Origin of the sequence: Nonomuraea sp. NPDC050536 (assembly GCF_044457685.1) — a bacterium.
Lineage (GTDB): Bacteria > Actinomycetota > Actinomycetes > Streptosporangiales > Streptosporangiaceae > Nonomuraea.
The window spans coordinates 76,440-101,191 of the sequence record NZ_JBITHD010000029.1 but is presented as its reverse complement, the minus strand read 5'-3'; the positions used below and the strand labels follow the sequence as shown (position 1 = coordinate 101,191).

The 24,752-nt window shown below is 68.3% G+C and carries 33 protein-coding genes; 23 read left to right on the top strand and 10 right to left on the bottom strand.

Annotated elements, in window-relative coordinates; all coding sequences use genetic code 11:
- The first annotated feature begins 24 nt into the window (after positions 1 to 24).
- From ACIBHX_RS47050 to ACIBHX_RS47030, 5 genes are all read left to right on the top strand, one after another.
- Positions 25 to 468 carry a hypothetical protein gene (locus tag ACIBHX_RS47050; protein ID WP_397074885.1) on the top strand — a complete coding sequence of 148 codons (444 nt, stop codon included), beginning with the start codon at positions 25 to 27 and terminating at the stop codon, positions 466 to 468.
- A gap of 201 nt (positions 469 to 669) precedes the next feature.
- Positions 670 to 1,455 carry a DUF4326 domain-containing protein gene (locus ACIBHX_RS47045; protein WP_397074884.1) on the top strand — a complete coding sequence of 262 codons (786 nt, stop codon included), beginning with the start codon at positions 670 to 672 and terminating at the stop codon, positions 1,453 to 1,455.
- Positions 1,456 to 1,585: 130 nt separating this feature from the next.
- Positions 1,586 to 2,026: a hypothetical protein gene (locus ACIBHX_RS47040; protein WP_397074882.1), complete on the top strand. Its 441-nt coding sequence runs from the start codon at positions 1,586 to 1,588 to the stop codon at positions 2,024 to 2,026.
- Positions 2,016 to 2,234 (top strand): hypothetical protein, encoded by a 219-nt coding sequence (locus ACIBHX_RS47035; protein ID WP_397074880.1) that lies wholly within the window; start codon positions 2,016 to 2,018, stop codon positions 2,232 to 2,234. Before ACIBHX_RS47040 ends, ACIBHX_RS47035 begins: the two co-directional genes overlap by 11 nt.
- Positions 2,235 to 2,388: 154 nt before the next feature.
- Positions 2,389 to 2,526, top strand: coding sequence for a hypothetical protein (locus ACIBHX_RS47030; RefSeq protein ID WP_397074878.1), 138 nt, complete (start codon positions 2,389 to 2,391; stop codon positions 2,524 to 2,526).
- 153 nt (positions 2,527 to 2,679) lie between these two features.
- Here ACIBHX_RS47030 and ACIBHX_RS47025 read toward each other — a convergent pair whose 3' ends face one another.
- Positions 2,680 to 2,907, bottom strand: coding sequence for a helix-turn-helix transcriptional regulator (locus ACIBHX_RS47025; RefSeq protein WP_397074876.1), 228 nt, complete (start codon positions 2,905 to 2,907; stop codon positions 2,680 to 2,682).
- Between the two features lie 104 nt (positions 2,908 to 3,011).
- Here ACIBHX_RS47025 and ACIBHX_RS47020 point away from each other — a divergent pair, with 104 nt between their 5' ends.
- From ACIBHX_RS47020 to ACIBHX_RS46980, 9 genes are all read left to right on the top strand, one after another.
- Positions 3,012 to 4,232: an AAA family ATPase gene (locus ACIBHX_RS47020; protein WP_397074874.1), complete on the top strand. Its 1,221-nt coding sequence runs from the start codon at positions 3,012 to 3,014 to the stop codon at positions 4,230 to 4,232.
- A gap of 55 nt (positions 4,233 to 4,287) precedes the next feature.
- Positions 4,288 to 5,907, top strand: coding sequence for a VWA domain-containing protein (locus ACIBHX_RS47015; protein WP_397074872.1), 1,620 nt, complete (start codon positions 4,288 to 4,290; stop codon positions 5,905 to 5,907).
- A gap of 100 nt (positions 5,908 to 6,007) precedes the next feature.
- Complete coding sequence (locus ACIBHX_RS47010) at positions 6,008 to 7,048, top strand: DUF6744 family protein (RefSeq protein WP_397074870.1); 1,041 nt, start codon at positions 6,008 to 6,010, stop codon at positions 7,046 to 7,048.
- A gap of 62 nt (positions 7,049 to 7,110) precedes the next feature.
- Positions 7,111 to 7,347 carry a hypothetical protein gene (locus ACIBHX_RS47005; protein ID WP_397074869.1) on the top strand — a complete coding sequence of 79 codons (237 nt, stop codon included), beginning with the start codon at positions 7,111 to 7,113 and terminating at the stop codon, positions 7,345 to 7,347.
- Positions 7,348 to 7,355: 8 nt separating this feature from the next.
- Positions 7,356 to 8,012 carry an NUDIX domain-containing protein gene (locus ACIBHX_RS47000; protein WP_397074867.1) on the top strand — a complete coding sequence of 219 codons (657 nt, stop codon included), beginning with the start codon at positions 7,356 to 7,358 and terminating at the stop codon, positions 8,010 to 8,012.
- Between the two features lie 53 nt (positions 8,013 to 8,065).
- Positions 8,066 to 8,521, top strand: coding sequence for a hypothetical protein (locus ACIBHX_RS46995; RefSeq protein ID WP_397074865.1), 456 nt, complete (start codon positions 8,066 to 8,068; stop codon positions 8,519 to 8,521).
- 89 nt (positions 8,522 to 8,610) lie between these two features.
- Complete coding sequence (locus tag ACIBHX_RS46990) at positions 8,611 to 9,243, top strand: hypothetical protein (RefSeq protein WP_397074864.1); 633 nt, start codon at positions 8,611 to 8,613, stop codon at positions 9,241 to 9,243.
- 44 nt (positions 9,244 to 9,287) lie between these two features.
- Positions 9,288 to 9,521: a hypothetical protein gene (locus ACIBHX_RS46985; RefSeq protein WP_397074862.1), complete on the top strand. Its 234-nt coding sequence runs from the start codon at positions 9,288 to 9,290 to the stop codon at positions 9,519 to 9,521.
- On the top strand, positions 9,521 to 9,751 hold the full coding sequence (locus ACIBHX_RS46980) for a hypothetical protein (RefSeq protein ID WP_397074861.1): 231 nt from the start codon (positions 9,521 to 9,523) through the stop codon (positions 9,749 to 9,751). Before ACIBHX_RS46985 ends, ACIBHX_RS46980 begins: the two co-directional genes overlap by 1 nt.
- A 119-nt stretch (positions 9,752 to 9,870) precedes the next feature.
- Here ACIBHX_RS46980 and ligD read toward each other — a convergent pair whose 3' ends face one another.
- Complete coding sequence (gene ligD / locus ACIBHX_RS46975) at positions 9,871 to 10,878, bottom strand: non-homologous end-joining DNA ligase (RefSeq protein ID WP_397074859.1); 1,008 nt, start codon at positions 10,876 to 10,878, stop codon at positions 9,871 to 9,873.
- Between the two features lie 46 nt (positions 10,879 to 10,924).
- On the bottom strand, positions 10,925 to 11,140 hold the full coding sequence (locus tag ACIBHX_RS46970) for a hypothetical protein (RefSeq protein ID WP_397074857.1): 216 nt from the start codon (positions 11,138 to 11,140) through the stop codon (positions 10,925 to 10,927).
- Positions 11,141 to 11,412: 272 nt separating this feature from the next.
- On the opposite strand from ACIBHX_RS46970, the gene ACIBHX_RS46965 reads away from it, so the two are divergent.
- From ACIBHX_RS46965 to ACIBHX_RS46945, 5 genes are all read left to right on the top strand, one after another.
- Complete coding sequence (locus ACIBHX_RS46965; RefSeq protein ID WP_397074856.1) at positions 11,413 to 12,300, top strand: hypothetical protein; 888 nt, start codon at positions 11,413 to 11,415, stop codon at positions 12,298 to 12,300.
- Positions 12,301 to 12,643: 343 nt separating this feature from the next.
- Entirely contained in the window at positions 12,644 to 14,548 is a 1,905-nt protein-coding gene (locus ACIBHX_RS46960; RefSeq protein WP_397074854.1) for a hypothetical protein, read from the top strand.
- Positions 14,549 to 14,649: 101 nt separating this feature from the next.
- The gene (locus ACIBHX_RS46955) at positions 14,650 to 14,856 is read left to right on the top strand and encodes a hypothetical protein (protein WP_397074852.1); all 207 of its coding nucleotides are present in this window, start codon (positions 14,650 to 14,652) and stop codon (positions 14,854 to 14,856) included.
- Positions 14,857 to 14,926: 70 nt separating this feature from the next.
- Positions 14,927 to 15,277 (top strand): hypothetical protein, encoded by a 351-nt coding sequence (locus ACIBHX_RS46950; protein WP_397074850.1) that lies wholly within the window; start codon positions 14,927 to 14,929, stop codon positions 15,275 to 15,277.
- Positions 15,274 to 15,648 (top strand): hypothetical protein, encoded by a 375-nt coding sequence (locus ACIBHX_RS46945; protein WP_397074849.1) that lies wholly within the window; start codon positions 15,274 to 15,276, stop codon positions 15,646 to 15,648. The genes ACIBHX_RS46950 and ACIBHX_RS46945 overlap by 4 nt, the downstream gene beginning before the upstream one ends.
- Positions 15,649 to 15,696: 48 nt before the next feature.
- On the opposite strand, the gene ACIBHX_RS46940 is transcribed toward ACIBHX_RS46945, so the two are convergent.
- A complete protein-coding gene (locus ACIBHX_RS46940) occupies positions 15,697 to 16,863 on the bottom strand; it encodes a hypothetical protein (protein WP_397074847.1) in 1,167 nt (388 codons plus the stop codon).
- A 123-nt stretch (positions 16,864 to 16,986) separates the two neighbouring features.
- On the opposite strand from ACIBHX_RS46940, the gene ACIBHX_RS46935 reads away from it, so the two are divergent.
- Positions 16,987 to 18,297 (top strand): tyrosine-type recombinase/integrase, encoded by a 1,311-nt coding sequence (locus tag ACIBHX_RS46935; protein WP_397074845.1) that lies wholly within the window; start codon positions 16,987 to 16,989, stop codon positions 18,295 to 18,297.
- Positions 18,298 to 18,313: 16 nt separating this feature from the next.
- Here the strand turns inward: ACIBHX_RS46935 and ACIBHX_RS46930 are convergent, their stop codons facing one another.
- The 4 genes from ACIBHX_RS46930 to ACIBHX_RS46915 all read right to left on the bottom strand — a co-directional run bounded on the left by ACIBHX_RS46930 (position 18,314) and on the right by ACIBHX_RS46915 (position 20,832).
- Positions 18,314 to 19,165 carry a hypothetical protein gene (locus ACIBHX_RS46930; RefSeq protein WP_397074843.1) on the bottom strand — a complete coding sequence of 284 codons (852 nt, stop codon included), beginning with the start codon at positions 19,163 to 19,165 and terminating at the stop codon, positions 18,314 to 18,316.
- A 94-nt stretch (positions 19,166 to 19,259) separates the two neighbouring features.
- Positions 19,260 to 19,469 carry a hypothetical protein gene (locus ACIBHX_RS46925; RefSeq protein ID WP_397074841.1) on the bottom strand — a complete coding sequence of 70 codons (210 nt, stop codon included), beginning with the start codon at positions 19,467 to 19,469 and terminating at the stop codon, positions 19,260 to 19,262.
- Between the two features lie 50 nt (positions 19,470 to 19,519).
- On the bottom strand, positions 19,520 to 20,149 hold the full coding sequence (locus ACIBHX_RS46920) for a hypothetical protein (RefSeq protein ID WP_397074839.1): 630 nt from the start codon (positions 20,147 to 20,149) through the stop codon (positions 19,520 to 19,522).
- Positions 20,146 to 20,832: a hypothetical protein gene (locus ACIBHX_RS46915; RefSeq protein WP_397074838.1), complete on the bottom strand. Its 687-nt coding sequence runs from the start codon at positions 20,830 to 20,832 to the stop codon at positions 20,146 to 20,148. The genes ACIBHX_RS46920 and ACIBHX_RS46915 overlap by 4 nt, the downstream gene beginning before the upstream one ends.
- 30 nt (positions 20,833 to 20,862) lie before the next feature.
- Here ACIBHX_RS46915 and ACIBHX_RS46910 point away from each other — a divergent pair, with 30 nt between their 5' ends.
- Positions 20,863 to 22,044, top strand: coding sequence for a cytochrome P450 (locus ACIBHX_RS46910; RefSeq protein ID WP_397074836.1), 1,182 nt, complete (start codon positions 20,863 to 20,865; stop codon positions 22,042 to 22,044).
- A 58-nt stretch (positions 22,045 to 22,102) separates the two neighbouring features.
- On the opposite strand, the gene ACIBHX_RS46905 is transcribed toward ACIBHX_RS46910, so the two are convergent.
- Positions 22,103 to 22,729 (bottom strand): hypothetical protein, encoded by a 627-nt coding sequence (locus ACIBHX_RS46905; protein ID WP_397074834.1) that lies wholly within the window; start codon positions 22,727 to 22,729, stop codon positions 22,103 to 22,105.
- Positions 22,730 to 22,749: 20 nt separating this feature from the next.
- Positions 22,750 to 23,349: a hypothetical protein gene (locus ACIBHX_RS46900; protein WP_397074832.1), complete on the bottom strand. Its 600-nt coding sequence runs from the start codon at positions 23,347 to 23,349 to the stop codon at positions 22,750 to 22,752.
- A gap of 242 nt (positions 23,350 to 23,591) precedes the next feature.
- Between ACIBHX_RS46900 and ACIBHX_RS46895 the strand changes: the two genes are divergently transcribed.
- Both ACIBHX_RS46895 and ACIBHX_RS46890 read left to right on the top strand, forming a co-directional pair.
- Entirely contained in the window at positions 23,592 to 24,017 is a 426-nt protein-coding gene (locus tag ACIBHX_RS46895; protein WP_397074830.1) for a GntR family transcriptional regulator, read from the top strand.
- 286 nt (positions 24,018 to 24,303) lie between these two features.
- Positions 24,304 to 24,681, top strand: a complete 378-nt coding sequence (locus ACIBHX_RS46890; protein WP_397074829.1) for a hypothetical protein — start codon at positions 24,304 to 24,306, stop codon at positions 24,679 to 24,681.
- Positions 24,682 to 24,752 lie beyond the last annotated feature (71 nt).

The window sequence follows — 24,752 nt, the reverse complement described above, 5'->3', positions numbered from 1 at the left end:
AGCGAAACAGCGATAGGAGCTCACATGGCAAGGTCCAGAGTCGAGACGCGGGACACCCCACAGGCACCCGCCCGGATCGAAGACTGTCGTCCCGATCCGCTGGAAAGCATCGCCGATCTTCGGTGCAGCATGGTCGATGGCTACACCAGCGAAACGGTCAACTCCGCCCTTGGGCGCATAACCGCCGCGTCCGGTCGCTTCCTGGTATGCGTTTGGGACTACGTCGACGCGTTCGGTACCGGCGGAAACTCGCAGTTCTACGTCCAAGAGGCCGAAGGATTGTTGCGCGAGCTCGTCGGCGACCTGTGGCCGTGGCTCAACGGCGACCCGGACGCCCCCGAGACCACGTCCCCCGGAACCCCTGACAGCTGGATCGGAGAAATCGCGGAGGTCACCACGGAGGATCTTCGCTTTACCGACGGCTTCCACAACTACGCCCGCCGGAACGACCCAGACGATCCCGCATAAGCCGGGTTTCAACCAGATGCGCTGTCTGCCTGCCCCTCCCAGACCGGGGGCAGGCAGAGGGGCCGCGCCAATCAGAACTCTTCGAGGAGAACAGATGATGAGCTTCCGCACAGGCCAGAACAGGCTCGCGAGGTTCGTTACCTCCGACCAGCTTGATTGCTTGATCAAGACTGCGAACGCCGAGGCCGAGGAGTAGCCGCCATGAGTCGACGCGTACGTGTTGAGGGAGACCTCTTTCACGGCCACATTCCGGCCGGAGCGATCTACATCGGGCGAGCCTGCCCCGGACTGCCCCGCAGTCGCTATCACAATCCCTTCCCCGTGAAGAAGTACGGGCGATCTGGGGCGCTGGAGCGATTCCGGAGATACGTGGACGAGCACCCTGAGCTGGTCGAGATGGCACGGCGCGAACTGGCCGGCTACGACCTTGCGTGCTGGTGCGGCCTCAAGGACGCCTGTCACGGCGACACCTGGCTCGACGTACTGGCCGTCACCCCGAACGCTGTAGCCGGAGAGTCGACGACAATGAGGCAGGTGACCCGCGTGACACTGGCCCAGTGGGCTAAGAAGGTTGGCCGTGCCGAAACCGCGGTCCGCAATCACCTGCGGACGCAACCCGGCTTCCCGATGCCGAAGGGGACGAAGCCGCGCACGGGAAAAGGGAAGCCCTTCGAGGAGTACGACGAGGCCGAGCTCGATGCCTTTCTCAGCCAATGGGAGAGCGAGCACGCGCCCCCTCGCTACGAGGTGCCTGGCGACCCGGACGCCTACCGCACGCTAGGAGCAATCGCGCGCCTCATCGGTCTCGACGGCAAGAGCCTCACCCAACAGCGCGACACATTCGACGAACGCGCCGACCACCAGGATCGCGGCCAGCGTCGGACGTACCGCGTGGGTGACGTGATCGCCCTCCTCAACGAGCGTCGCGGCCGCGGGATGGCCATGAATCCGGCCGTCGACCGGCGCCGCCGCGAGGCCGGGGCATGAGCAGATTCCCGGCAAAGCAGGAGCAAGCGGCGCGCCGGTAGGCATGGGCGGCCGTCGGCGTAGCCGGATCCGGCCGAGACCGAGATCTGCAATCATTGCTACTTGTCAAGGTTTTTGGCATGCTGGAGACGTGAAAACCGTGGACGACCAGCACACAAGTATCGTCGCTGCAGCGCAACAGGTTGCCGCTGCACTCGGCATGACTCCTGCCGAATTGGACGATGTGGTTCGCGAGCTGGCCCCACCCGGCCGCCGTGCGGAGCCCACTCCAGCGCTACTGCTGGCCGCGCTCGGCGAGATCGTCAACCGCGCGCCCGACCAACGCGACCTCGTCGGCGCCGTCGAGGTGGCCAAGATCCTGGATGTGTCACGCCAGCGCGTGCACCAGCTGGCAGAGCGGCCCGACTTCCCGAGGCCGCGCTATGAACTGGCGGCAGGCAAGCTGTGGGCACGGGCCGACATTATCGCCTACAAGGCGAAATGGCCCCGACGTGTCGGCCGCCCCCGCAAGACGAGCGAACCGACAGAACCCAAGCAGAACACGAGAAAGGCGGAGACACGTGACCACTGAAGTGCGAGTAGTCCTGACCATCGGGGATCAGGCCGAGTTGATCACACCCCTTCATTCCGCCGCTGCCCCGCTGCGCATCTCCGCAGTGAAGGTCGCCAACGAAGCCGGCCTACCGGTCAACGAACTGCCGGGTCGGCGTTTCGCTGTCCGAAGCCTGACCGCCGATTCAGCGGACGGCTTCACCTTGCTCAACGACCCACGGCTCTGAACCCGAAGGGTCCTGTCATCCGGGAAATGGTCTTTCCTGAGGTGGCATGGGGCAGAGAGGCCGGCCCATCCATGGAGCAGGTGGACTCCCCCGGTTTCGGCGGCCCGTTGGCGATCAACGGGGGGCACCGCTGGATGCGCTGCAATGCAAGCCGATGCCGCCCAATGCCGCGGGCCGCGGTGTCCGCTACTTCCGCACCGGTGACGTGATCGACGTGTTCAACGCTCGTCGCGGCTCCGGCATCGCCCTCGCCCCCACCACCGACGCCCGCCGGCGCCACCCCGCCACCTGACGCCCGGCCAGCCCAGCAGGCCCGGATCCAGGCCAGCGCTCCAACGCAACGCCCCCGCCTCTGACGAAAGCGCACGTTTTCGTCAGAGGCGGGGGCGTCAGTCGTTTCGTAGCTCTCGTGCGACAGGCACCGCCGGACCCATGTATGCCGACGCTAGACCGAAGGGGGCGCCTCGGGTGTTGAGGCTCGCTGCCCAGCGCGCCACCCATGTCCACGGCGCGAGGCCAGCCACTTATTGATCGTCTCCTCGCGCCACAGCGGCGTACGGCCGACGTGCTCGTCAGGCTCCGGCAGGTCACCGCGGACCTTGTACTTATGCACGGTCTCGCGCTCGATGCCCAAGAGTTCGGCCAGTTTCAACGGGTCGTAGTACCCCTTCATGCAGCTCAAAATACGTTGTCCTGCTGATATTGACAAGGGGTGTCGCCGCGTACTACGTTGTCCATATCAGCAGGACAACGTGTGAGGGACGCGAAGGAGCGCAGATGATCGACACGATGAGCACCAGCACCAAGGCCAGCGACCCGGCTGCCACGGCGACGGCCCTGCGGACGATCACCGAGGAGCTGTCCGACCGCTTCTACGAGCGCACCACCGTGGTGACCGCCCTCATGTGCGCGGTGCTCGCCGGGCAGCACAGCCTGCTGCTGGGCCCGCCCGGAACCGCCAAGTCCGAGCTTGCGCGCGACCTGACCGGCCGCTTCACCGGAGCCCGCTACTGGGAGATCCTGCTCAGCAAGTTCACCGACCCCAAGCGCATGTTCGGCCCCATCGACGTGGCCGCCCTGACCCAGGGCACCTACACGCAGATCTTCGACGGCCGCGCCACCCAGGCCGACATCGCCTTCATCGACGAGATCTTCAAGTGCTCGGCCGGCGCCCTGAACGAGACCCTGGCACTGCTGAACGAACGGCTCTACCACCCCGAGAACGGCGGCGCGCCGATCGGCTGCCCGCTGCTCAGCGCCATCACCGCCAGCAACGAACTGGGCGAGTCGGAGGAGACCTCCGCCATCTATGACCGGCTGCTGGTGCGCCTGGAGGTCGGCTACCTGACCGACCCCAGCAACTTCGCCGCCCTGATCCGCTCGGCCGTCGCCGCGCCCGCCCCGGCCGCCGTCACCACGGTCGACCTGGCCGACCTGCGGCACGCGGTCACCGCCGCGGTGCCCGCGATCGGTGTGCCCGACGCGATCGTGGACGCGATCTGCCAGCTGCGCGCCCAGCTGCGCCGCAGCGAGCTCATCGCCAGCGACCGCCGTTGGAAGGCCGCCGTCCGCCTGCTGCAGGCCCACGCCTTCCTGTCCGGCCGCAACGAGATCGACGAGCAGGACCTCCAGGTGCTCACCCACGTGCTGTGGGACTCCCCCACCGAGCGGCCCGCCATCGAGCGCGCCGTCCTGCAGCTGGTCAACCCCGACGACCTCAAGGCCCTCGACCTGTCCGACGCCATCGACGAGCTGGCGGCAACGCTCGACTCCATGGCAGGCCAGTCCAAGGAGAGCCTGGCGGACTGGGCGATCAAGGAGGCCAACGGCAAGCTCGGCAAGGCGGGCAAGGAGCTGGAGGAGCTGCGCCGCGACGCCGTGGCCGCCGGCCGCTCCACCGCCACCATCGACCGGATCATCGGCCTTCAGCGCGCCGTCTACGGCCGGATCATGGTCGAGGCCCTGGGGTTGAACCCCAGCATGGTCAACCAGCCCTGACCCTCCAACCCCGACACCCCACCTCCAAACCAAACAGCCGAGACGGAGGGACATCATGGGCACGCTGGCCACACTGAAGGACCTGGCCACCAAGGCCGGCCGCTGGCTGGGACTGGCCACCAAGCCCGCCCTGCACACCCAGGCCATCGACTTCGACAAGTTCGACGAGATGGAATGGCGCCACGTGGAGGAGTCCGCGGCCGCCCTGCGCGAGCTGACCGACGACCTGTCCGCCCAGCACGACTACGCCACCGACCTGGTGCGGGATGTGTGGACCGGCGCCTACAAGAGCAACCCGCAGGTGCGGCCGCGTGAGCAGATGGACCCCTCCCGCGCCGTCAACCACCAGGTCATCTCCACCCTGCTGGCCACCCCCGAATGGGGTGAGCTACGCCGCGAGACCGTCGGCGACGCCTACGCCGCGGCGATGGCCGTGCTCGCCCAGTCCGCGCCGCTGCGCCGGATGCTCGAGCAGACCCGCGAGGCCCAGCAGGCCGCCCAGGAGCTGGCCGAGCTGCGCCAGCAGCAGGCCGCAGCCGCCCAGCAGATCGCGGCTTCGCTGGCGGCCGCCGAAGCCGCCGCCCAGCAGAACCCGGACTCCGACGAGCCCGGCGCGGTCCCCGCGCCCGAGGCCGACGACGTCGAGCAGGCCATCGCCGCGGCGGCCGCCCTCGACGACGCCGTCGACCAGGCCGACGCGGCCGCCCGCGCCACGCTGGCCAAGGCCGGCCCCGCCGTCCGGTCGGCCATGCGCCAGGCCGCCCGGCAGGCCGCCGAGCAGGCTCGCGAGGAAAGCGCCCTGATGGCCGCCTGGGGCGTCGAGCCCGGCCAGCTCCAGCGGATGGACTTCGAGACCCGCCGCCAGCTGGCCGAGAAGCTGCGCGGCTCCTGCCTCGGCAACTTCGCCGACCTGATCGGCCGCTTCCGACAGATGGCCCGCGGCGAGCGCGCCCACAAGACCGAGCACGCCACGGGCGAACTGGTCGGGATCACTCTCGGCGACGACCTGGGCAAGCTCATCCCCTCCGAGCTGGCCAGCCTCGGCGTCCCCGCCCTGCGCGCCGTGTTCGCCGCTCGGCTGGCCGAAGGCCGCCTGATGACCTACCAGACCCGCGGCGAGGAGCACACCGGCAAAGGCGCCATCATCGCCCTGATCGACACCTCCTATTCCATGACCAACAAGCACGACGGCATCACCCGCGAGGCCTGGGCCAAGGCCGCCGCCCTGGCGCTGCTGGACCAGGCCCGCCAGGCCCGCCGCCCCTTCGCGGGCATCCTGTTCTCCGACGAGGACATTGAGCCGAAGGTGTTCGAGTTCCCCGGCGACCGGCCCCCCGCCCTGGCACAGGTGCTGGAGTTCGCCGAGACCTTCCTCGGAGGTGGCACCGACTTCGCCACCCCGCTGGACGTGGCCGCCGAGCTGCTGCAGCACCAGTACAACGCCGCCGGCGCCCAGCGCGGCGACATCGTGATCATCACCGACGGCGAAAGCGGCATCACCGAGGAGTGGATGCGCAGCTGGCTCGAGCGCAAGGCCCGGCTCGACTTCCGGGTCTTCGGCATCGCCGTCGCCCACGAGCCCGGCGACGTCCTGGACGCCCTGACCGACAACCTGCGGACCGTCACCGACCTGACCGACGTCGACGGCACCCGCGACATATTCCGCGCCATCTGACCCCGGCTCCCTCGAGGGGATCGCCGCTCGAGGGAGCCACCATCACCCCCGTCTGGCAAAAACGCACGTTTTCGCAACCAGGATGGAAGAGGCTGATCATATGAGTTCGCAGGCCCGCGCCGGATTCGATGGCTACACCGAGTCTCTGGAGCAGAGCGGCACCCCGCTGCTGGGCCACCTGGTGCTCTACAGCGTCTACGACGGCAAGGTCACCCTGGACAATCTGACCACCTGGTTTCGCGAGCTCGACCTTGACCTGTCGTTCCTGCCGCAGCCGATCCGCCCCATGGACGTGTTCGAGCGCCTCACCGGCGCCCGGGGGCTGAAGGCGAAGTACTACCTTGACGACCCCGCCGCAGGCACCGACGGGCGCCGCCGGCGCCGGCGGAGCAACGGCAACGCCCGCGAGGCCCTGCTCATGATCCGGAATGTGCGCCGCGACGACACCGGCATCGTGCGCCATCTGGTGCGCGAGGTCCGCGACGAGGGCAGCAAGCGCCTGGACTACGACACCCGGCTGGCCGTCATCGCTTTCGAGCGCGACAAGGCGCCCACGTCCGCGGTCGGCGCCGGCGCGCTGAAGGTTACCCCCGACTACGCCGCCATCGCCGAACTGCCCGAGCTCGAGCAGGCCCGCGTCCACCAGCTCCTGGACGAGCTGACCGACACCTATCGCCAAAACTGCGCGTTCCTGACCGCCGACCAGATGCGCCGCGTGGTGCGCGACTACCTCGATGCCTTGAACGCCATCCGCGTCCGCGCCAGCGGAGGCGTCTACTTCGTCGCCCAGCCGCACGTCACCACCGTGCGCGCCCTGCGCACCCTGGTCGGCCGCATGGGCGAGGACAGCGGCATGGACTGCATTCCGCTGCCCAATCAGGAAGAGATGCGCGAGATGGTCATCAAGGCCTTCACCACCCGCGCCAAGGACGAGCTGGAGGAGCTCGCCCAGGACCTCGCCGCCGCCCGGCGCGAGAGCCAGACGACGGCCGACATTCAGAAGCTCTACAAGCGCTTCCAGAGCCTGCAGGAATCCGCCGCCGCCCACTCCGAGCTGCTGTCCTCCAGCCTCGATGACACCGCCAACGCCATGAATCTGGTCCAGGCCCAGCTTCTCAGCCTGCTCGCCCAGGCCGAATAGGGACTTTGATCGGGCCCGGCGACCCCGGGCCCCTCCACCGTGCAAGAGGAATGATCCTCACCATGAATCTGCTGGGCCGCTTGCGCCGCCGTGCCATCACCCCGGACTCGTCGGCCTTACGCCAGATCCCGATCACCGCGGCCGCGATCCGCACGCACACCCAGCAGAGCGGCTCGTACGGCGGGCTGTCAGCGGCCATGCACGCCAGCAGAGCCACCACGCAGCGGTGCTGCGACGCGGTCACCCGCATCGCGCCGAAGATCGACGAACGGGCCACCACCCTCCCCAACGCGGACTAGGAGCAGTTATGAACAGGACATACACGCACCCCGACGTGTTCGATCGTGGCGTCAGGGAGGGATGGGCGGAGCCAGAGACCGATCCCGCCAGGATCGACTGGGATGCGCGCCAGGCGGCCGCGGCGATCCCGTTCCAGGTGGTCGACGGGCGTCCCGTCAACCCGTGCCACGACACGGGGATCACCCATGGTCGCAACGAGCTGGGCCACTGGGGTGAACAGCTGTGCGCCGACGCGGTCGTGATCGGTATCGCGCACGACGGGACCAGGCGGCTGGTCATGGTTGAGCGCGCGGACGGCCACGGGTGGGCGCTGCCCGGCGGGTATGTCGACGCCGGCGAAGAGCCCGTCCGCGCCGCGGTCCGTGAGCTGGCGGAAGAGACCGGCCTGGAGCTGGACGGTGCGGTCTGGCAGGCGCTTCAGCCGCGTTATGTTTCCGACCCGCGCGCGAGCAACGAGTCCTGGATGGTCACCGTGCCCGTCGTGACCACCATCCGCGCCGCCCCAGGCGCCGACCTACCCAGGCCTGTGGGCGCCGACGATGCCCGACGTGCCGCCTGGGTGCAGGTGGACACATACGCCAAGCTCGTCTCCGCCCTGCAGACCACCTACCGCGGGCACGTCTTCGCTGCCCACCAGCACCTGTTGCAAGACCTGCTTGGGTGAGCAGGTCAGCCCACCCAAGGCCCCTCAACCGTGCAGAAGGGACTGATCCTCACATGAATCCGATGCGCCGTTTGCGCCGCCGCTCAGTCACCCCGGACTCACCCGCGATACGCCAGATCCCGATCACCGAGAACGCCGAACTCGAGATCATCCGCATCTGCAGCATCGCCCTCAGCGACTACACCCTGGCCACAGAAGGAATCACGAGTCAGGCGACCCGCGGAGGCGTCGTCATCCACGCCCCGAGGAGCCTGACCTCCGTGCGCCCAACTGGCCAAGCCATGGCGGCCGCCCTGCGCTCGGTGGGCTATGTGGTTCGTGAGGACTTCAACCACGTCGGGAATCTTGACTCCGACACTGTCGTCGTGACCGGCTGGGACCCCCAGCACTACATCGGTACGGATCTGACCGTAGACCGGATCGATGACCAGATCGACCACCTGCTTGCCCTTCGCCGTGAGCTCCTGGACGCGCAGTCCGCCAGGACAAACCTGAGCCCTGAGGACTGAACCCCAGATCGCCCAGGAGCGGGTCTGCCTGGCCAAGGACCATCTCGGGAGACTCGAAGATGCATTCGATTCGCCGCTATGGTGGGGATGTGCAGGACCCACCGTCCGTCGGCCTGCCGGCGCTGAACAGCGCGGGCTTCCTGCTGGCGTACCTGGTTGACGAGCAGGGAAACGAGGTCAAGGCACTGGTCTCCTGGCAGGAGGAGGTCATGACGTGGTCGAAGGACGGCGGGTTCAAGTCCCGCAGAGCCTGGTTCGACATCGCCGACGTGCGCTGTATCCCCAGCCAGGACTACAGCCCCAGCCGCGTCCGACGGGTCACGAGCGAGGAAGAGGCCAGCGCCCCCACGCCAGCGGAGGCGATCGCGCCGGAGGGCTGGCCGCTGGAAGTCAAGCCGCCCCAAGCTGAGGATTGGCCGGCCTCGGCCGCAGCGTGGCTGTTGGACGCCATCCCCTCCGGCTATCGGGCGTATCCAGCGCTCAGGGAGTACCCGCTGCTGCTGGCGTGGATGGCCACCCGGCACGTCGCGCACGAGCTGGAGGCAGTGCGGCAGAGCTACCGCGGCGCGGCCGTCGACCTCAAGGGACACCTCCAGCCACACGCCGTCGAGGCCGTCCTCAACGTCCACAGCGACCGAGGCGGCCGGCTGAAGCAGCTGCAGCAGCAGGTCACTGTGGTGACGCAGGCGCTGCTCCGGGGAGACTCTCGCCCCATAGATTAGATATGCGTCCGGGAAGGCATCTGGGGGTTCGGTAGACTGCCCTGGTGACCGAGCAGGCCCTCCCCCCAGGCGATGAACACGAGATCATCCGGCATCACGGTGATCTCGCCGTGGTGGTGCCCCTGGGTGAGTACCGGAAGCTCAAGTTCACGTACGACTGGCACAACAGCTCCGGCCGGGTGAGCACGAACCCGGAGGAGTTCTTGCTGGTGTCAGGGCTGACGGCTGAGGAGCAGCAGGTGCTGCGCGAGCGCTACGGTCTGCCCGGCTCTGCTTGATGTCCTACCACGTGGAGTGGGAACGGCTCGCCCGGCAGGCCTACGACCAGATCCCCGCTGACCAGCGCCTGTCTGTGGCCGACGCGATCATCCGGCTGATGATCCACGGCATCCCCGATGACGCCGAACCCGGTGAGGACGGGCGCTGGACCCTGGCTGCAGGCGGCTACATCCTGGTGTTCATCGAGTCCGAGTTCGACATCTACCTCGTCGCGATCGAGCGCGCCTGACGGCCCTTGCGGGGCCTGGAGCTCGGCCGCCAACTCACCCGCAAGCCCGGAATCCCCGGGTAGGCCTCGACGAAAACGCACGTTTTTGCGCTGCCCCGCCTCGGCCCGCTGGCAGCGCCTCAGCTTGCTGTGGCTGCGCCGGAACCGCCGCCGTCAGCCCATTGCGCCGTCGACACCTCGTACGGGGCTTGGTCGCTGCGTACCCCGCGCCATGCCGGATGGCGGAGCCGGCCGCCGGCGGTGACATCCGCATAGGCCACCTCACCCACCAGCACGGGCTCCACCCAGTGCGCGTGGCGGGCGTGCTCACGCGGAACGTGCGCGAACGGGCAGGCCTGGCGCTCCAGCGGGGCGAGTTCGGCGCGCAGGTCGGCGAGCATCCGCTCGGTGAAGCCGGAGCCGACGTGGCCCGCGTACACCAGGCGCAACTCCGCATCGTAGGCGCCGACGAGTAGAGAACCGATGGCATCGCGCCGGCGGCCGCCGCCGGGTGTCCAACCGCCGACGACGACCGCCACGGTGCTGATGTTCTTGACCTTGGTCCAGTCGGCGGAGCGGCGGCCCGGCCGGTAGGGCGAGGTCCGTCGCTTGCACACCACACCCTCGAGCCCGAGCTGCATGCTGGCCTGGAGCGCGCGCTCGGGCTGGCCGGGAAACTCGACCGGTACCTGCCACCGGTAGCCGGGCCGGACGATGTCCTTGAGCAAGGCACGTCGGTCGTCGTACGGCATGCGGACCGCCGGGGCCGCGTTGACGTGGAGCACGTCGAAGGCCATGTAGGTGACCGGCACCTGGCTCACCAGCTCGGCGATGCGCGCCTGCCGTCGCAGATGCATCCGCGGCTGCAGTGAGGAAAACGACGGCTGTCCGTCGGCATCGAAGGCGATGATTTCTCCGTCCAGCACGACATCGTGTCCACCGACCGCCCCGGCCAGCGCATACAACTCCGGATAGGCCAGCGTGATGTCCCGCCTGTTGCGGGAGACGAGCCGCAGCGCCTGGTCCTCGACGTAGGCCAGGGCGCGGACCCCGTCCCACTTCATCTCCACCGCCCAGTCGTCCTCATGGTCACCGGAGGGCAGAGGGCCGGCCTGGGCGAGCATGGGCGCGTAGTACGGCAGCGCCATGCCGCTGGCCTACCCGCCCGGGTTCCCGCTACGGCCAAGAACGGGTCTACGGCTGGTCAGAGACCAGCGTCAGCCGCCGCCGCTCGACGTACTCCAGCTCGGCAAGGTCCACCTTGAAACGGGCGACGAACTCCTCGACCGAGGAGCAGTAGCCCAGGTGGTAGCGGCGATGACAGCTGCGGCGGGACACGCTCAGCAGCGGGCGATGGTCCAGGACGATCGCCTTGACCTCCATGCCGTCCGGCCCGCGCATCACACCCACAACACGAAACGTACACAACGCCCATCGCTGCTCATATCTCACCCGTGCGGGTGGTGGTCGTCAGCGGTCTGCCGCTCCCAGGCTGGCGAACGGCCCGCTCGCGGTGCCGCCGCGATCTCGGAATCTCTCCGGAATGTCTGCCGCCTCCAGCACACTGGATCCCCAGATCCACGATGTCCAGCCCGGAGTACCCAGGAGACCTGATGCCGGTTAGTCTCGAGGACCTCCTTGCCCGGCATTCAGCGGCGCGGGCACGAGTCATCGACGACCACATGTTCACCGTCGACGTCGGCGGGCCCCGTCCGGCAACGTTCCGCCTGCAGTTGTTCACCGCGCCGGACACTCGACCAGTCGCCGTGGCCACCCAGACCGACAGCGAGGGACCGTCCCTGGTCAACAGGGCAGAAACGTACGTAACCGCGGTCTGGGAGCGGCACCTGACGCACGAGGCCGAACCACCTCTCTGGGTCCAGCGGCAACTGCTTACCCTCAAGGACTTCGACCAGCGCTTCGAGCTGGTCACTTTCGCCTGTGTCGGCCCCTTCCAACTGGAGGGGCCGACATGGGACCGTCTCACAGACCACCAGCTGACCCGGCTCGTCGGCGCCCGCGTCGATTCCGAGCGCGGAGACGGCTACATCCCCCGCGCACCTGAGCCGGAGGATGAACCGCGTTACCGCACCATGTGGACGGTACGGCTGCCGCGCCCTCACCCATTCCGGGAACCGGAGTGCATGCCTCAGGGCATTAGCTGGCCTCGCCGCCTGCTGCGCCAGCTCGCCCCGCGCCGGCAGGCGCGCACGTGCTGCTGGTATCACGGCGGTGATTGGCACAGGGTCAGCGCCACTGCGATCCGGCTGGTTCGCGTGGCCAAGCGAGCAGGCGTGCCCGCCGCCGAGATCCCTGCCCACGTACTCGATAACGCCGAGACCGAAGGGATGCTGGGCTGGGAACTCCAGGCTCTGCAGGCGCTCATCCTGTCTGGTGATGGCATCCAACTCAGCGGCCGCTTCGGCACCGGCTACGTCAATGGACAGCACAAGAGCCAGGCCATGCTCGATGCAGGTGTCCGCCGAACTGTCGTGATCGACTGGGTCGAAGTCCACTCTCCACCCCGAACCAACATCGGGGATGATCGCGGTGCGGAGGCACGCAGCTAATGCTCTGCCTCGCGGCCGGGTCGCGGGTTCCATGAACGGTGACAGGCCCTGTTCAGCCGCTTCCAAACGCACGGTCCTGGAGGGGTAGAACGGGGCGGTGTCCATCATGTATAGATCCCTGCGCGGACCCGCAACGCTCAACCTCCACGAGGTCGGCCCTCTACCTCGTTGCGATCGAGCGTGCCTGAGCCTCTGTCCGGGCTTCCCCTCGCAGCGCCATGTCTGACCGTCAGCCTGGCGGGGAGGTGACAAGAACGTGCGTTTTTAGCCGCATCAGCCTTGAACGGGACGACAGCTTCAGGTTCTGCCCTTCCGGCATTAGGCAAAGCCGCACACTAGATCAATGCGTGATCCAAACTCCCCCCGGTTTGCCTCCCACACTGCAGCAGACGAACTGCGCGAAGCGCTGGGATGGCATGAAGCCCGGCCGTGGTGGAGCGATCGCGATGTCGTGGACGCCGTAGCAGCCAGCGAGGAAGTCGCCGGCTGGCTCAACGATCGGCGGCCGTACAGCAAGAAGTACCACCAAGGCCCGTGGACGGAAGCGATCGAGGACTTCACCAGCGCAGTGACCCGGCTCGGCCCTGCCGTCCAAGCCATGCTGCAACCACAGCTACGCAAGGCTCAAACCGCCCTGACCGGATTCCCCGGGACAGCGCCAGCCCCGGACCGTGAGCCGGCGAAGGCGGCCATGACCGCGCTGCGCCAACGGTGGTCCGAACCGTTGGTTCTTGAAGCGGCCTGGCATGATCTGCTCGCCGCCTGCCGCGACGATGAGTCCCGGTTCGACATCATCGCTGCCCGCCGCGATCTGTTCTGGCGGCTGGCTGGCTTCACAGACTGGCACCCACGGGAGCTAAGCGGCGAACTGTGCTCGGTGCTGGACGGCTCCACTTTCGATGTGACCTTGGCCCAGGTGAAGCTGGGCGACATCGAAGAGCCCCCAGGCGATCAATGGGGACAGCGGGAGGAGTTGTCCGAGCTCACGGATGAGGAGATCTTGGAGCTGTGCCGTCGCCTGCTGTTCCTGGAGCCCACGCCCTCGCACCACGTGATCTGGCTGACCTTCACCAATGCCGCCTCGCCGTTGACCAGCAAGGAGATCGGCCCCGTCACCCTGTTTGACGGGCCATGGCTGCGCGCACGCCTGAATGACGGATCCCCGCGGCTGCTACAGGGACTTCCCGCTGAGCTGAGCCACCCCGACAGCGACGTGAGTGCCCAGGACGTGCTGGAGGGGAAGGACGTCGTCTTGGCCCGAGTCGATCTGGGCAAAGGAGTATTCGCAGACCCCGCCCAGACCGCCCGGGAGCGCCTTCACGCCCTGGTGGGCCTGGCTCGGTTCCGGACCGGTAGCACCGAATGGACTCCGGTCGACGGATATCGGCACGCGATCGACGGAGTGATGGTGGGATTTCAGGTGTTTCGCCTGCCCGGCTCCCGGCGCCGCCGGCCATACGACGACCCCGTGGGGCGCATGCTGGCTGAGCTCACCCCCAAGCTGTGGGACAAGCTGGCCCAGGCCGACAAGGAACTGCGCGAGACGGTCGGGGCGGTGCAATGGTGGCAGGAGGCCCAGCAACAGCAGTCGCTGGCGGCTCTCGTCCTGAACGTGCGCGTCATCGAGCTGACCGCCACCCGCGTCTGCACCCTGCCCTGGACCAGCTATCTGGACACCTACCTGGCCTCAGCCTGGATTCGCGCCACCATCATCAACCAGCTGTTCGACGTGGTGAGCGAAGCCGTGGCCGATCCCGAGGGCAAGGCGGCCGGCTCTCAGGCCGAGCTGCGCTCTATCCGCAAGGAGATCGAAACCCCAGACGCACCCGGGGTCGTAGGCTTCGGCGGCCTGGCCGCCGTCCAGGCGCTCCCCCGGCTTATTGGGTTGTACCCCGTGCACAGCCTGTGTGGTCGCAGACTGCGCCAGCTTGCGGAGCGCCTGGCCTCGCCGGCCACCCTCGCCGACTGGGCCAAGGAGATCGGCAATCGGTGGAAAACGGCACGCGCGCGTCTACGCCGTTCCCGTAACGCCATCGCTCACGGCGGGCCCGTGATCGGCGACGTCACCATCACCCTTGACCACCTCAGCCGGTATCTGTCCGCCTGGTCACTGTCGCTGTTCCTGGACAGCTCGAGCACAGCAGGCGAGCTGGACGACCCTCACGAGACATTTCGTAAGGAGTCGGACGCGTGGCTGCAAGGCCTCCGAACTGCACCTGGCGTGCTCCAAGCCCTGTTTCCGGAATGATCTTGTGTGCTAACGGACCTTGACACCATACGATTAACGATCATGAACGGCCGCCCGGCAAACACCATCCCGGCGCACCAGCGCGGTGAAACAATCGCCGCATGAGCCTCGAAGTCGCCCACTTCAGGTACGCCGGAGTCCGCTACAGCGGCTGGCGTCTGCGCGCCGACCAGTACGCCATCTTCGACGGCGGCACCGAGATCACCGGATTCAGGTATGCACCGTACGAGGCCAGCGCCGGGTTCGTGATGTCGCCCTCGCGGAAACCATCGAGTCCGTCATCCCCTGCTGACCGCGACGACCGCTAGCGCGCTCGACACCGAGAGGACCAGTCCAATGGATTCGCGTCGCGACGAGATCGAACGTAACAGGGCAGCCATGCTCATGCCAGCGACCAAGCGGCTCATGGACGCGCACGACGAGCTGTTCATCCTGGCGAGCGCCTGCCTCCAGGAAGCGGCCGGCGTCACCACGATCAGACTGCCCGTCACCGGCGACTACTTTGGCGCGCTCCACCAGCTCGAAACTGCCATCGCCAATCGCATCGTCTTCGCCGTCCGCGACGCAGTCCGGCAGTACCAGAGCCTGTTCGACCTCACCGGCGACATGGCCCCAGGCGCTACAGACCGCGAAATCGCGCTCGTGAACGGTGTCGCAGCCCTCCGCGAACAACTGGCCGAGGTGGACGAGGCCCGCGCCCAGGTCGACGCCGAGAGGACCAGCCCGTGACCACCCTCGCCGAACGGCTGCGAGCCGGAGCACACGACCACGAACCCCACAGGCAAGCCGCCATCGAACTCCTCATCGGCGACACCCACAGCGCCTGGCTCGACAACGAGACGTTCACAGACATGTGCGTCTACGACAACGATGACGCCGCGTACATCAACTGGCGGGCCGCACGCGACGCCTTCGACAACGGCGCGTTCGACATGTGCAGCTCGAGCGAGCGCGCCATCCTCGACTTCGCCATCGCGCTCGGCGAGGACCGTTACAGGTTCAACTACATGAACGACCGGCAGGCCGAGCTACTCGCCGTCGCCGCCATCCGGGCCATCGATCCAAAGGTGCCCGCAGGCCTCGGCATCGAGACGACCTGACCACGGCCAGCTCGAGGCGCGCTTTCCCATCCCCGAGAACAACCGCTCCTAGTCATCGTGATCTGCGGGGGCGGCTCGAAGCGCGGAAAGTTCGTCGTCAGCGGTCTGGGCGCGTTGTTCGGCGGCTGCGGCGCGTTCGCGTTGGGCGGCGAGGTCGAGGCGGACACTCTCCAGCTCGGCCTCCATACGGCTGAGCAGGTGCGCTGAGGCCTTGGCGTCGCCCTGCGCGGCCACCAGGTCGAGCCGGGCGCGCTCAGCGGTGGCGAGGGCGTCGGCTTCCCGGCGCTCGGCGCTCTCGGCCCGGATCTGCGCCTGCGTGCTCTCGTGCTGGGCGGTCTCCAGCGCATGCTGCAGTGCTTGCAGGCGCTGCTCGGCTGCGGCGGCCGCGGCCTGCGCCGCCGTACGCGCAGTCTCCAGCTGCCCGCGGACATCGGTGAGCTCGGCCTGCGTCTGCTCCAGCCTGGTGGTGCGCTCGGCCAGGGCGGCGCGCAGCGCGATCAGCTCATCGTGGGCCTCGGCCAGTTTCTGAGTCGTCTCGGCGTGCGCGGCCTGGAGGTGGTCGCGGGCGCGCACCGCGGCATCGCGCTCGGCCTCGGCGGCGCCGCGGTCGCGATCGTGCCGGGCGGTCTGCTTCCACGCCTCTTCGACGTCGCGCTTGGCCTCGGCGATCTGGCGGCGGGCGTCGCGTTCGGTGCGCCGGGCGGCCTCCTTGACGGTGGCTGCCTCGGCGTCGGCCTGGTCGGCGCGGCGCTCGGCGAGCTCGGCGCGGGTGTCGGCCTCGGCCTTCTCGTCGAGCGCGACCGCCTCCCGCTCGCGGGCGGCGGCCGCCTCCTGCCGCGCCTCGGCCACCTCGCCGGCCAGGGCGGCGCGCAGCCCCCCGGCCACGGTCTCCAGCTGTTCGACCAGCGGGCCGAGCACGGCATCGGCCTGCTCCAGGCGCACCTCGCCGGAGTCGCGGGCGGCCTGGGCGGCGGCGTTCTTCCGCTCGCGGTTGAAGCGCACCCGGTGGTCGTCGGAGCAGTCGCGGGCGTCGGACCGTTTGCCGGGCGGGATCGCGCCGCCGCAGTACCGGCAGGGCCGTCCGCCGGCGGCGCGGGTGCGCTGCGCGCGCTGCGCGGCCTCCTCCGCCGTCACGAGCCCTGCAACCGGCGCCGGGCCGTACGGCGTCATCGCCTCCGCGCTGCCCGCTCCGGAGTGGTCCACACGCTCACTCATGCAAGCGACCCTAACATAGTCGTATCCGATCCGTATCCGATCCGTTCAAACAGATCGGATACGGATCTATGAAATCAAGAGATGCATCACACAATTCCAGTTATGTGAGATACCCTGGTGATCATGGCTCAGGGACGCTCCGCCGCGCAGGACGACGACCGCGAGAGACCCGGCGACGGCGTGCTGACGCCCACCGCGCTACTGCGTCCCGGCGCGCTCGCCCGTGGCGTGGCGACCGGACCGTCCGGCTCCGCGCCCGCGCCCGGGGCGCCGCCACTGCCCGCGCCGCTGCTGGTATCGGTGGGCGACATCCCGGGGCTGCGGCCGCGCCGTCGCCGCGGCGACGGCGGGGAGGTGCCCGGCGCCGACGTCGACCTGGTCGACGCCCTCCCCCGCGACAGCACGACCGGCAGCTGGCCGACGGTGGCCGCCTGGCTGCGGGCCGGCAAGACCGCCGCCACCCGCCGCGCCCGGCTGACCGACCTGGCGGCCTTCCTGCGCTGGCTGCAGCACGCCCGGCCAGGCCGCGGGCTGTGGCAGGTGACCGAGGACGACCTGGTCGCCTACGCCGACGAGGTAGGCACCGGCTCCGGCGCGGCCGCGCTCCTGCACCGCGGGCCGCTCGGCGCCGCCACGGTGGCCCGGCACCTGTCCAGCCTGTCGTCGCTGTACACCTACGCGGTGCGCCGCCACCCCGCCGTGGCCATCAACCCCGCCACCCACGTGACCCGACCCGAGGTGCCCAAGATCGGCACCACGCCCGCGCTCCCCCTGACCGAGGCCGCCGCGCTGCTGCGCGGCGCCCAGGCGATCGCCGCGCGCTACCCGGCCGACGCCGCCGCCGTCGCGCTGCTGGTCAACCTCGGGCTCCGCGCCGCCGAACTGGAGGGCCTGACCGTCGGCCGCCTGGGCCGCGACGCCGGGCACCCGGTGATTCGGTTCCGGCTCAAGGGCGGCCGGCACCTCCGCCTCCCCCTGGCCGAGCCGGTGGTCGCCCTGGTACAGCCGCTGACCCGCGGCCGCGCCGCCGCCGACCTGCTCCTCACCCGTGACGACGGCCGCCCGTTCGACCGGTGGCGGCAGCAGACCGCGCTGCGCCGCGCCGCCCGCGCCGCCGGCCTGAGGGCCGATCGGATCACCCCGCACATGCTGCGCGCCACCGCCGCCACCCTGCTGCTGGACGCCGACGTGCCCGTCGATGCGGTCCAGGAGCTCCTCGGCCACACCTCCCCGGTCACCACCCAGCGGTATGACCGCGGCCAGGCGCAGCTGGACGGCCACGCCGCCTACCGGCTGACCGCCCTGCTCACCCAATCCGCCACCGCCGACTCCCCCGCCCCGGCCGACGCCCGCGACACGGCCACACTCGATCTCGCCCGGGCACCGGGACGCGCGGGTCCCGGACCCCACCCGGGCACTCCCCAGCCCGCATGACCCGCCGTGCGCAACATCATGTTGACGGTTCCGAGCGGTGGCCACGCTGAAGCAACCGGCCGTAGAGCTGCGACGCTCCTTGACGTGTCAGCCCGCCCTGCGCCTGGCCCAGCACCTCCCACGGCACGCCCGCGGCGCGCGCCGCGCGCACCGCGTCGGCAAGGTCAGCATCGAGCTCCGCCGAGACCCGACGACGATGCTCAGCAGCCAGGGTGACCAGGGCGAGCGCGACCTCGGCGTCAGGCTCCGGGTCGGCTTGGGCAAGGCGAAGGGCTTCGCCCAGATCAAGGGGGACAAGGCTCCAATGCCAGGCTTGAGCGGCCTCACCGATGGCATACCGGGCGGTGATCAACTCCAGCGCCGCGTTGACATCGGTCGGTGCTTCGATGGGGGTGGGCAACAGCCAGGAGATCCCGCCGTTCTCCAGGACGAGTTCGGCCATGCGGATGTCGCTGACGCTCTTCCACTTGTCATCCCGCGAGGCGTCCATCAGCCGCTGCGCCATCACCTGCGCGCGCTCGTCCACCGGACGGTCTGGATAGTCGGTCTCGTTCACCACCAACCCGACGAGGGACAGCAGTCGCCAGGCGATCCGCTCATCGCTCGGCAACTGACCCTTGCGCGCCATCCGGATGAGCTGGACGGCCACCGCGCGATCCTGCGGGCTTCTCGACAGCTCAAACAGTTCGGGGTCCAAGTCTGCAGGGGCGAGTTCCTTGACCGCTGTCTTCATACGGGATTGGACCGGACCGTCGATCCACTCCAGGCGCCATTGCGTGCTGTCATAGACGGCTTCGACCTGCACCTCGAACCGCGCGGACAGAGCGGCCGCCAAGTGGCGAACAGCGTTGCTTCGGTTGGTCGCCACAGAAGGGCCTCCATGGTCCACTTGGTGCGCAACATTTTGTTGACAGGCTCAGAATACGGCGACCTCGGTGCCACAGCTTCGACTCTCTGAACGATCAGGAAGTGCTTCCGAAGTTCAACACGCAGGACTTGACAGAGAAACCATCGCCCCACTCCAGGGTCCACTGCGCGCTGTCATAGCGCGCCTCCACCAGCACGCCGAACCGCGCGGCGAGGGCGCTCGCCAGACGACGGACGGCACTGCTCCGGCTGGCCGCCACGACAACCTCCAGGTCCTCGCAGAGCAACACTTTGTTGACACCCACACTACGGCGAGAGCGAGGTCAGCGCGGCTGGATCAGGGCGAACGCGTGAGCTACCGCGACTGCGGCGGGGTAAGGCCTGGCGGGGTGGCGCAACGCAGTTGTTCGATCAGCTCTTCGATCTCTCCATGGGTGATGTGCGTGATGCCGGACTTGCTAGCCGTGTTGAAGGCGCGCAGTATGCGCCATCCGGACGAGCGCGCTTGGGGCAGGATGATCAATCCTGTATCAGAGCCAGGGGCAGGCTGTACTGCGTGGCTCCCGATGACGCGGGTGATCTGGTAGCGGCCGCGAACGATGAAGATCTCGAAAGACACGGTGCTGATGTGGGCGCCGGCGTCCAGGTCTGCTCTGGCCTCTACTAGGTCGCCAAGCACGGCACGGTAGATCGTCATCTCGACCCATCTGGCCTTGCTGCTCCACACCATCACGTTGGCGGTGGTGGTGACCGCGTCGACGGAACGGGCCTTGGCCACCGCGCGCAGCTGGCGGATCAAGCGCGGGCAGGCGTAGGTCGCCGATCGGCCGATCAGCCAGAAGGCGAACCAGAGGCACAAGCTGGCAGCCGCAGCTACGGACCACCCGCGGGGTCGCTCCAGCCAGGCCGCCATGGCCGCGAGTGCGAAGAACCCCCCGGTGATCGAGATGCGCCAGGCGATCGCCCGGGTGCGGAACGAGATCATGCCGGGCCCGCGTCCTGGCCGTGTTCATCCTGTCTCGGTGTGGGTCTCGGCGCGGGAGTGGCCGTCCTGGGCATCAGTCCGCGCATGAAGCCATGCCGCTCGAGGAAGTCGGCAAACGTCATGCCCGCGTCCGTGAGCTCGACGCCTTGGCCTCGGCAGTGCCAGCATTCCTGCATGTCCGGACCGGTCGGCTTGGCCTGCTCCCAGTCCCGCAGAGCTTGCTCAGCCTCCACGACAGTCGGCGAAACAGGCGCGGGTTCCGACCGCTGCGCGATGCGACGATGCAGGCCCACCACGTCGGCCAGCCCCGTCACCCAGGCATCTGGCGGAAGGCCAGCGGCCACGCGTGCGTCCCGCGCCGCCTGCTGCAGCTCCTGCTCGCGCTGTCGCCAGGACTGCCACGCGGCGGGGACTTCTCCTCCCCGGCCGTCGCAGACTGAGCATGTGGCTTCTAGCGCGCTCACCAACTGGTAGATGAGGCCTGCCCAATCGGGACGAGTGTACGGATTCGCCACCCACACGAGGTTACGGACGTGGTGCTCGATTTGCCGCAGTTCAATGCGAATTGCAACCAAAGTGCGACACAGGGTCACCAAGGCATTCAGGGGCGCCGCGCCTCCGGAGTCCAGCAAGAGAGGTTCGAAAGGGGCGACATTTAGGGCATAGCGGGGCATGACGATCATCGGGACGAGAGTCCCAAGGAAAGGAATCTGATGGACATCGACTACAACCCGTTCGCCTTCCGCCTGCAGGCCGACCCGTATCCGATCTACGCGCAGCTGCTCGAGCATGCGCCGCTCTACCGCAGCGTCGAGCACGACTTCTACGCTCTGACTCGGCATGGGGACGTGGCCGCCGCGTTCCGCGATAGCACTACGTTCTCGTCCGCCTATGGAGTCCAGTTAGACGGCTGGCGCCCGAACGCGGCCGCGCGGAGCTCGTTCCTGGCTATGGACCCGCCCGATCACACCCGGATGCGGGGCCTGGTCGCCGCCGCGTTCACCTCGGCCCGGGTCGCGGGCATGGAGCCGGCCATCCGCGCCTTCGTGCGCAGGCATCTGGATGATGTGCTGCAGGGCGGGGCGTTGACCTGGGACTTCGCCAAGTGGGTCGCGGTGATTCCGGTGCACGTGGTCTCCGAGCTGCTGGGCATTCCAGAAGCAGATCGCGGGCTGATGCTGCAGTTGACCGAGGTCCTGGTCGCCCGCCAGGACGGCGTGTCGACCGAGCGGCCGCCTGGATACTACGAGGCGATCATGGCCGCCCTCCAGTACTACACGGAGTTGATCGTCGAGCGGCGGGCCCGACCGGCCGACGATCTGACCTCCGCACTCATCCAGGCGCGCACCGCCGATGGCGAGCAGCTGACCACTGATGAGATCGCGTCGGCCATGCTGCTGCTGGGAGTAGCCGGCAACGAGACCACCGCCAGGCTGCTAGGCCTGTGCTGGTACCAGGCCTGGCGCCACCCCAATCAGCGCGCCATCGCCTGGTCTGGCGCCATCACCGGATGGCTGGGCGAGACACTACGCCACAGCGGGCCAGTCCAGACGGTGGCACGGCGCGCCACCCGGGACATAGAGATGCACGGCCAGCACGTGCCCGCCGGATCCCGGATGCTGCTCGTGGTGGCCGCGGCCAACCGGGACCCGCACGTCTTTCCCAACCCGGACCGATACGACGTCGCGCGTGACACCACGGCGACGCTGGCATTCGGCCAGGGCCGTCACTTCTGCCTGGGCGCGGCACTGGCCAGATTGCAGGCACAGATCGTGCTGGAAGAGCTCGTGGCGTCGATCGCGTCCTACGAGATCGAGGTCGACAGCGCGAAACGGCTCGGCTCGCCCACCCTGCGTGGCTACATCGAGCTGCCGACGACCGTCAAAGTCAGGTGAGCCGGTCGATGACGAACGACGGCCCTGACGGCGATCGCCGGCGCGGCACGGCTCCGGCTTAGCAAGGGACGAGGTTGTCGGCCAGCGAGGTCAGGTCGGATAGCTGCACGACGAGCTGGGTGGCCAGGCAGGACTCCAACAGAGGGAACGCCTCCAATGGGACGATGGCGTTCTTCTCCACCAGAATGGCGGCCTTCGGGTCGCTGTCGTGTTGGCGGTACACGTCGGCGAGCACGCCGTACGGCTCAGCGTGTCGAACGGCGTACACGTGGCAGCCTCGGCGAAGTCGCGTGCAGAACCTGGGGCCCATGATGGCCTCGTCTATGCATCGGGCGCAGGTGGGGGCGATGTCGGTGATCCCGGACCAGTTCTGTTCCGGGTTCTCCTCGGCTGGGATAACCCACGTGACGCCCCCATTGGGGAGACGCGCCGACTGGCCGCACGCCTGGCAGAGACGGAAGATCATGCAGCACCGCTGACAATGGGCGCCGTTGTACCGCTTCTGGGCCTGCGGGGCGTTGGCCGTGCTCGTGTGCTGGCGGGACCAGAGCACGCGGAATTGCCAATCTTCTTCCACTGCGTCGACATAGGCGAGGCGGATCTTGTTTGTGGCGGTCGGGTGGTCCTGGAAGACCAGCGGCGGGGAGCACGCCTCATCCCCTGCTGAGCTGTGTAGGTGTGTCAAGAGTGCTCCCTACAGGAGAGTTACAAGGATGAGGTGGGTTGCCGCTGCGGTCTCGGGGCGGCTCGCATGTCCAGCAGCTCGACCCACAGGTGCTTGGCCAGGGCTCCGCGCAGGACGTTGCCGGCATCAAGGGGGATGTTGACCTCGTGTGCGATCTTCATGGGCGTGCCATCGATGGCGGACGGCTTGAATAGGTCGGCGGCAAAGGCGATCGGCTTGGCTCCAGCGACTGTGATCACCCGTGAGTGTTCGCCCAGCTTGGGGCACGCTTCTAGCGCTTCGGGAATACAGCTTGTGCACGTAGGCGGGACGTTGGTGACGGGCTGGCCGTCCGGCGAGATCTCTGGATCATCGACCAGCAGCCACGAGACACGTGCGGTCTCCCGGTCGCTGCACGGGCCGGTGCACACCATGCACAAGTAGTCGCGCATCATGAGGCGGGTGCGCGGTGTGTTGATCGCCTTCCATTTGTGGGTGCCAGACCGATCCTGGCCGTGCCGGACCCATAGGACGCCATGTTCCCAGTCGTCGCGTTGTGAGTCCTGGTAGGACAGGCGTAGCAGCCCTTCCGCGTCCAGCGTGAATGCAAGCCGGTCGCGGAGGAGCTCGCCTGTCCACAAGTTCTGATCAGGGATGCGGAGACCACCCCTGGTGCGACGTGGTGCCTGCCGTTCCGGTGGAGCGCTGGCCTGCGGGATCGCGCTGCTCAATGCAGGTCTCCCGTCCAGAAGCGAAGACCGCTGAGACCTACCAGGCCCATAAATGATCTTCCAATCACGGAATAGCAATGTTTGTGCAGCATAACCCTTCATGGCTGTAGCCCTGAAGGGGTGTCGGGCTGTAGCCCTGATGCGATGTGGGCATGGCTGCCCTTGATCGGAGCGACGACCGGCCGCTGTATCAGCAGCTGGCCGACGTGCTGCGCGCGGAGATCAAGCGGGGTCGGCTACGGCCTGGCCAGAAGTTGCGTTCGGCCAAGGACCTGGCTGACGAGTACGGCGTCGGAGTGAACACCGTCGAAGGCGCGCTCGGCGTCTTGTCCGGGGAGGGCCGCATCCGCCGTGAACAGCGTGTGGGAGCCTTCGTCGCCGAGCCGCCCGAGCGCGCCGTCGTGCCCGTCCCCGGACCAGCTGTCATCACCGCGCGCATGCCGGACGCCGCAGAAGCTCGCCGGCTGGGCATCGCGCGGACAGGGGTGCCTGTGCTTATCGTCGATCGCGCTGGTCAGGTGAGCGTGCTGGCGGCCGATAGTTGTGAGGTCCACGTACCCGGTCCGCATGGTGCCTGATCATCTAGCCGGGGCCGTCGAGGCAAGATTGCCCAGGCCGAGTGCTAAAACGCGCGTTTCACGCCTCTCGTAAACAGACCGACGCCGTCATCCAGTGCCTGCTCGCTGCTGCACGCCCCCGGCGTGCAGGCCACACACCCCACGATCTCCCCCAGCAGTCGCGGCGCGGCCGACGGGCGACCGGAACAACGAGCCTGGATGCTGCGCTGACCTGCGCTCTAGCGGTTAGAGGGGGTGTGCCGCTCAGCGGCCTTTCCTGGCCGCGGGGCAGGCGTACGGTGGGAATATGGCGACCTCGCGCCGATGCTGGCAGTGCGATCGGCCGTTGCGCGTCACGGCCAGAACTGATATGCGCTACTGCGGCACGGCCTGCCGTGCGAAAGCCCGGCGACGCCGCCTGCGCTGGAAGAAAGAGTTCGCCGCCGAGATGATCGCCACCAGCATGGCGCACCTGCAGGACAGGGTGGGGCGGCGCTGCCCGTCTTGCGGCGTCTGGTTCGCGCCCGGCGTCGGAATTCGCCGGGACGCGCGCTACTGCTCGCCGCGCTGCCGTACGGCGGCCTGGCGGGCCCGCCAGCATGCCTCCTCGGCCGCACAGCCGCTACGCCAAGCCGTCACGTCCTCCCGCACGGGTGACGGATCGGGCGCGCCTACAAGCGGCTGACCTGGGGTGAGGCCGCACCAAGACGGCCAGGATCGTCTTGACCCCGGTTGGACAGGCCAGGTCTGGGCTAC

What these genes read in the sequence shown, in the direction of transcription:
- ACIBHX_RS47000 (WP_397074867.1), top strand. Translation starts at nt 7,356, where the DNA reads ATGAACAGGACATACACGCACCCCGACGTGTTCGATCGTGGCGTCAGG.
- ACIBHX_RS47010 (WP_397074870.1), top strand. Translation starts at nt 6,008, where the DNA reads ATGAGTTCGCAGGCCCGCGCCGGATTCGATGGCTACACCGAGTCTCTG.
- ACIBHX_RS46940 (WP_397074847.1), bottom strand. Translation starts at nt 16,863, where the DNA reads ATGAGTGAGCGTGTGGACCACTCCGGAGCGGGCAGCGCGGAGGCGATG.
- ACIBHX_RS47015 (WP_397074872.1), top strand. Translation starts at nt 4,288, where the DNA reads ATGGGCACGCTGGCCACACTGAAGGACCTGGCCACCAAGGCCGGCCGC.
- ACIBHX_RS47020 (WP_397074874.1), top strand. Translation starts at nt 3,012, where the DNA reads ATGATCGACACGATGAGCACCAGCACCAAGGCCAGCGACCCGGCTGCC.
- ACIBHX_RS46890 (WP_397074829.1), top strand. Translation starts at nt 24,304, where the DNA reads ATGGCGACCTCGCGCCGATGCTGGCAGTGCGATCGGCCGTTGCGCGTC.
- ligD (WP_397074859.1), bottom strand. Translation starts at nt 10,878, where the DNA reads ATGGCGCTGCCGTACTACGCGCCCATGCTCGCCCAGGCCGGCCCTCTG.
- ACIBHX_RS46915 (WP_397074838.1), bottom strand. Translation starts at nt 20,832, where the DNA reads ATGATCGTCATGCCCCGCTATGCCCTAAATGTCGCCCCTTTCGAACCT.
- ACIBHX_RS46995 (WP_397074865.1), top strand. Translation starts at nt 8,066, where the DNA reads ATGAATCCGATGCGCCGTTTGCGCCGCCGCTCAGTCACCCCGGACTCA.
- ACIBHX_RS46895 (WP_397074830.1), top strand. Translation starts at nt 23,592, where the DNA reads ATGGCTGCCCTTGATCGGAGCGACGACCGGCCGCTGTATCAGCAGCTG.
- ACIBHX_RS47005 (WP_397074869.1), top strand. Translation starts at nt 7,111, where the DNA reads ATGAATCTGCTGGGCCGCTTGCGCCGCCGTGCCATCACCCCGGACTCG.
- ACIBHX_RS46935 (WP_397074845.1), top strand. Translation starts at nt 16,987, where the DNA reads ATGGCTCAGGGACGCTCCGCCGCGCAGGACGACGACCGCGAGAGACCC.
- ACIBHX_RS46960 (WP_397074854.1), top strand. Translation starts at nt 12,644, where the DNA reads ATGCGTGATCCAAACTCCCCCCGGTTTGCCTCCCACACTGCAGCAGAC.
- ACIBHX_RS47050 (WP_397074885.1), top strand. Translation starts at nt 25, where the DNA reads ATGGCAAGGTCCAGAGTCGAGACGCGGGACACCCCACAGGCACCCGCC.
- ACIBHX_RS46910 (WP_397074836.1), top strand. Translation starts at nt 20,863, where the DNA reads ATGGACATCGACTACAACCCGTTCGCCTTCCGCCTGCAGGCCGACCCG.
- ACIBHX_RS46980 (WP_397074861.1), top strand. Translation starts at nt 9,521, where the DNA reads ATGTCCTACCACGTGGAGTGGGAACGGCTCGCCCGGCAGGCCTACGAC.
- ACIBHX_RS47045 (WP_397074884.1), top strand. Translation starts at nt 670, where the DNA reads ATGAGTCGACGCGTACGTGTTGAGGGAGACCTCTTTCACGGCCACATT.
- ACIBHX_RS47025 (WP_397074876.1), bottom strand. Translation starts at nt 2,907, where the DNA reads ATGAAGGGGTACTACGACCCGTTGAAACTGGCCGAACTCTTGGGCATC.
- ACIBHX_RS46920 (WP_397074839.1), bottom strand. Translation starts at nt 20,149, where the DNA reads ATGATCTCGTTCCGCACCCGGGCGATCGCCTGGCGCATCTCGATCACC.
- ACIBHX_RS47030 (WP_397074878.1), top strand. Translation starts at nt 2,389, where the DNA reads ATGCCGCCCAATGCCGCGGGCCGCGGTGTCCGCTACTTCCGCACCGGT.
- ACIBHX_RS46950 (WP_397074850.1), top strand. Translation starts at nt 14,927, where the DNA reads ATGCTCATGCCAGCGACCAAGCGGCTCATGGACGCGCACGACGAGCTG.
- ACIBHX_RS46965 (WP_397074856.1), top strand. Translation starts at nt 11,413, where the DNA reads ATGTTCACCGTCGACGTCGGCGGGCCCCGTCCGGCAACGTTCCGCCTG.
- ACIBHX_RS46955 (WP_397074852.1), top strand. Translation starts at nt 14,650, where the DNA reads ATGAGCCTCGAAGTCGCCCACTTCAGGTACGCCGGAGTCCGCTACAGC.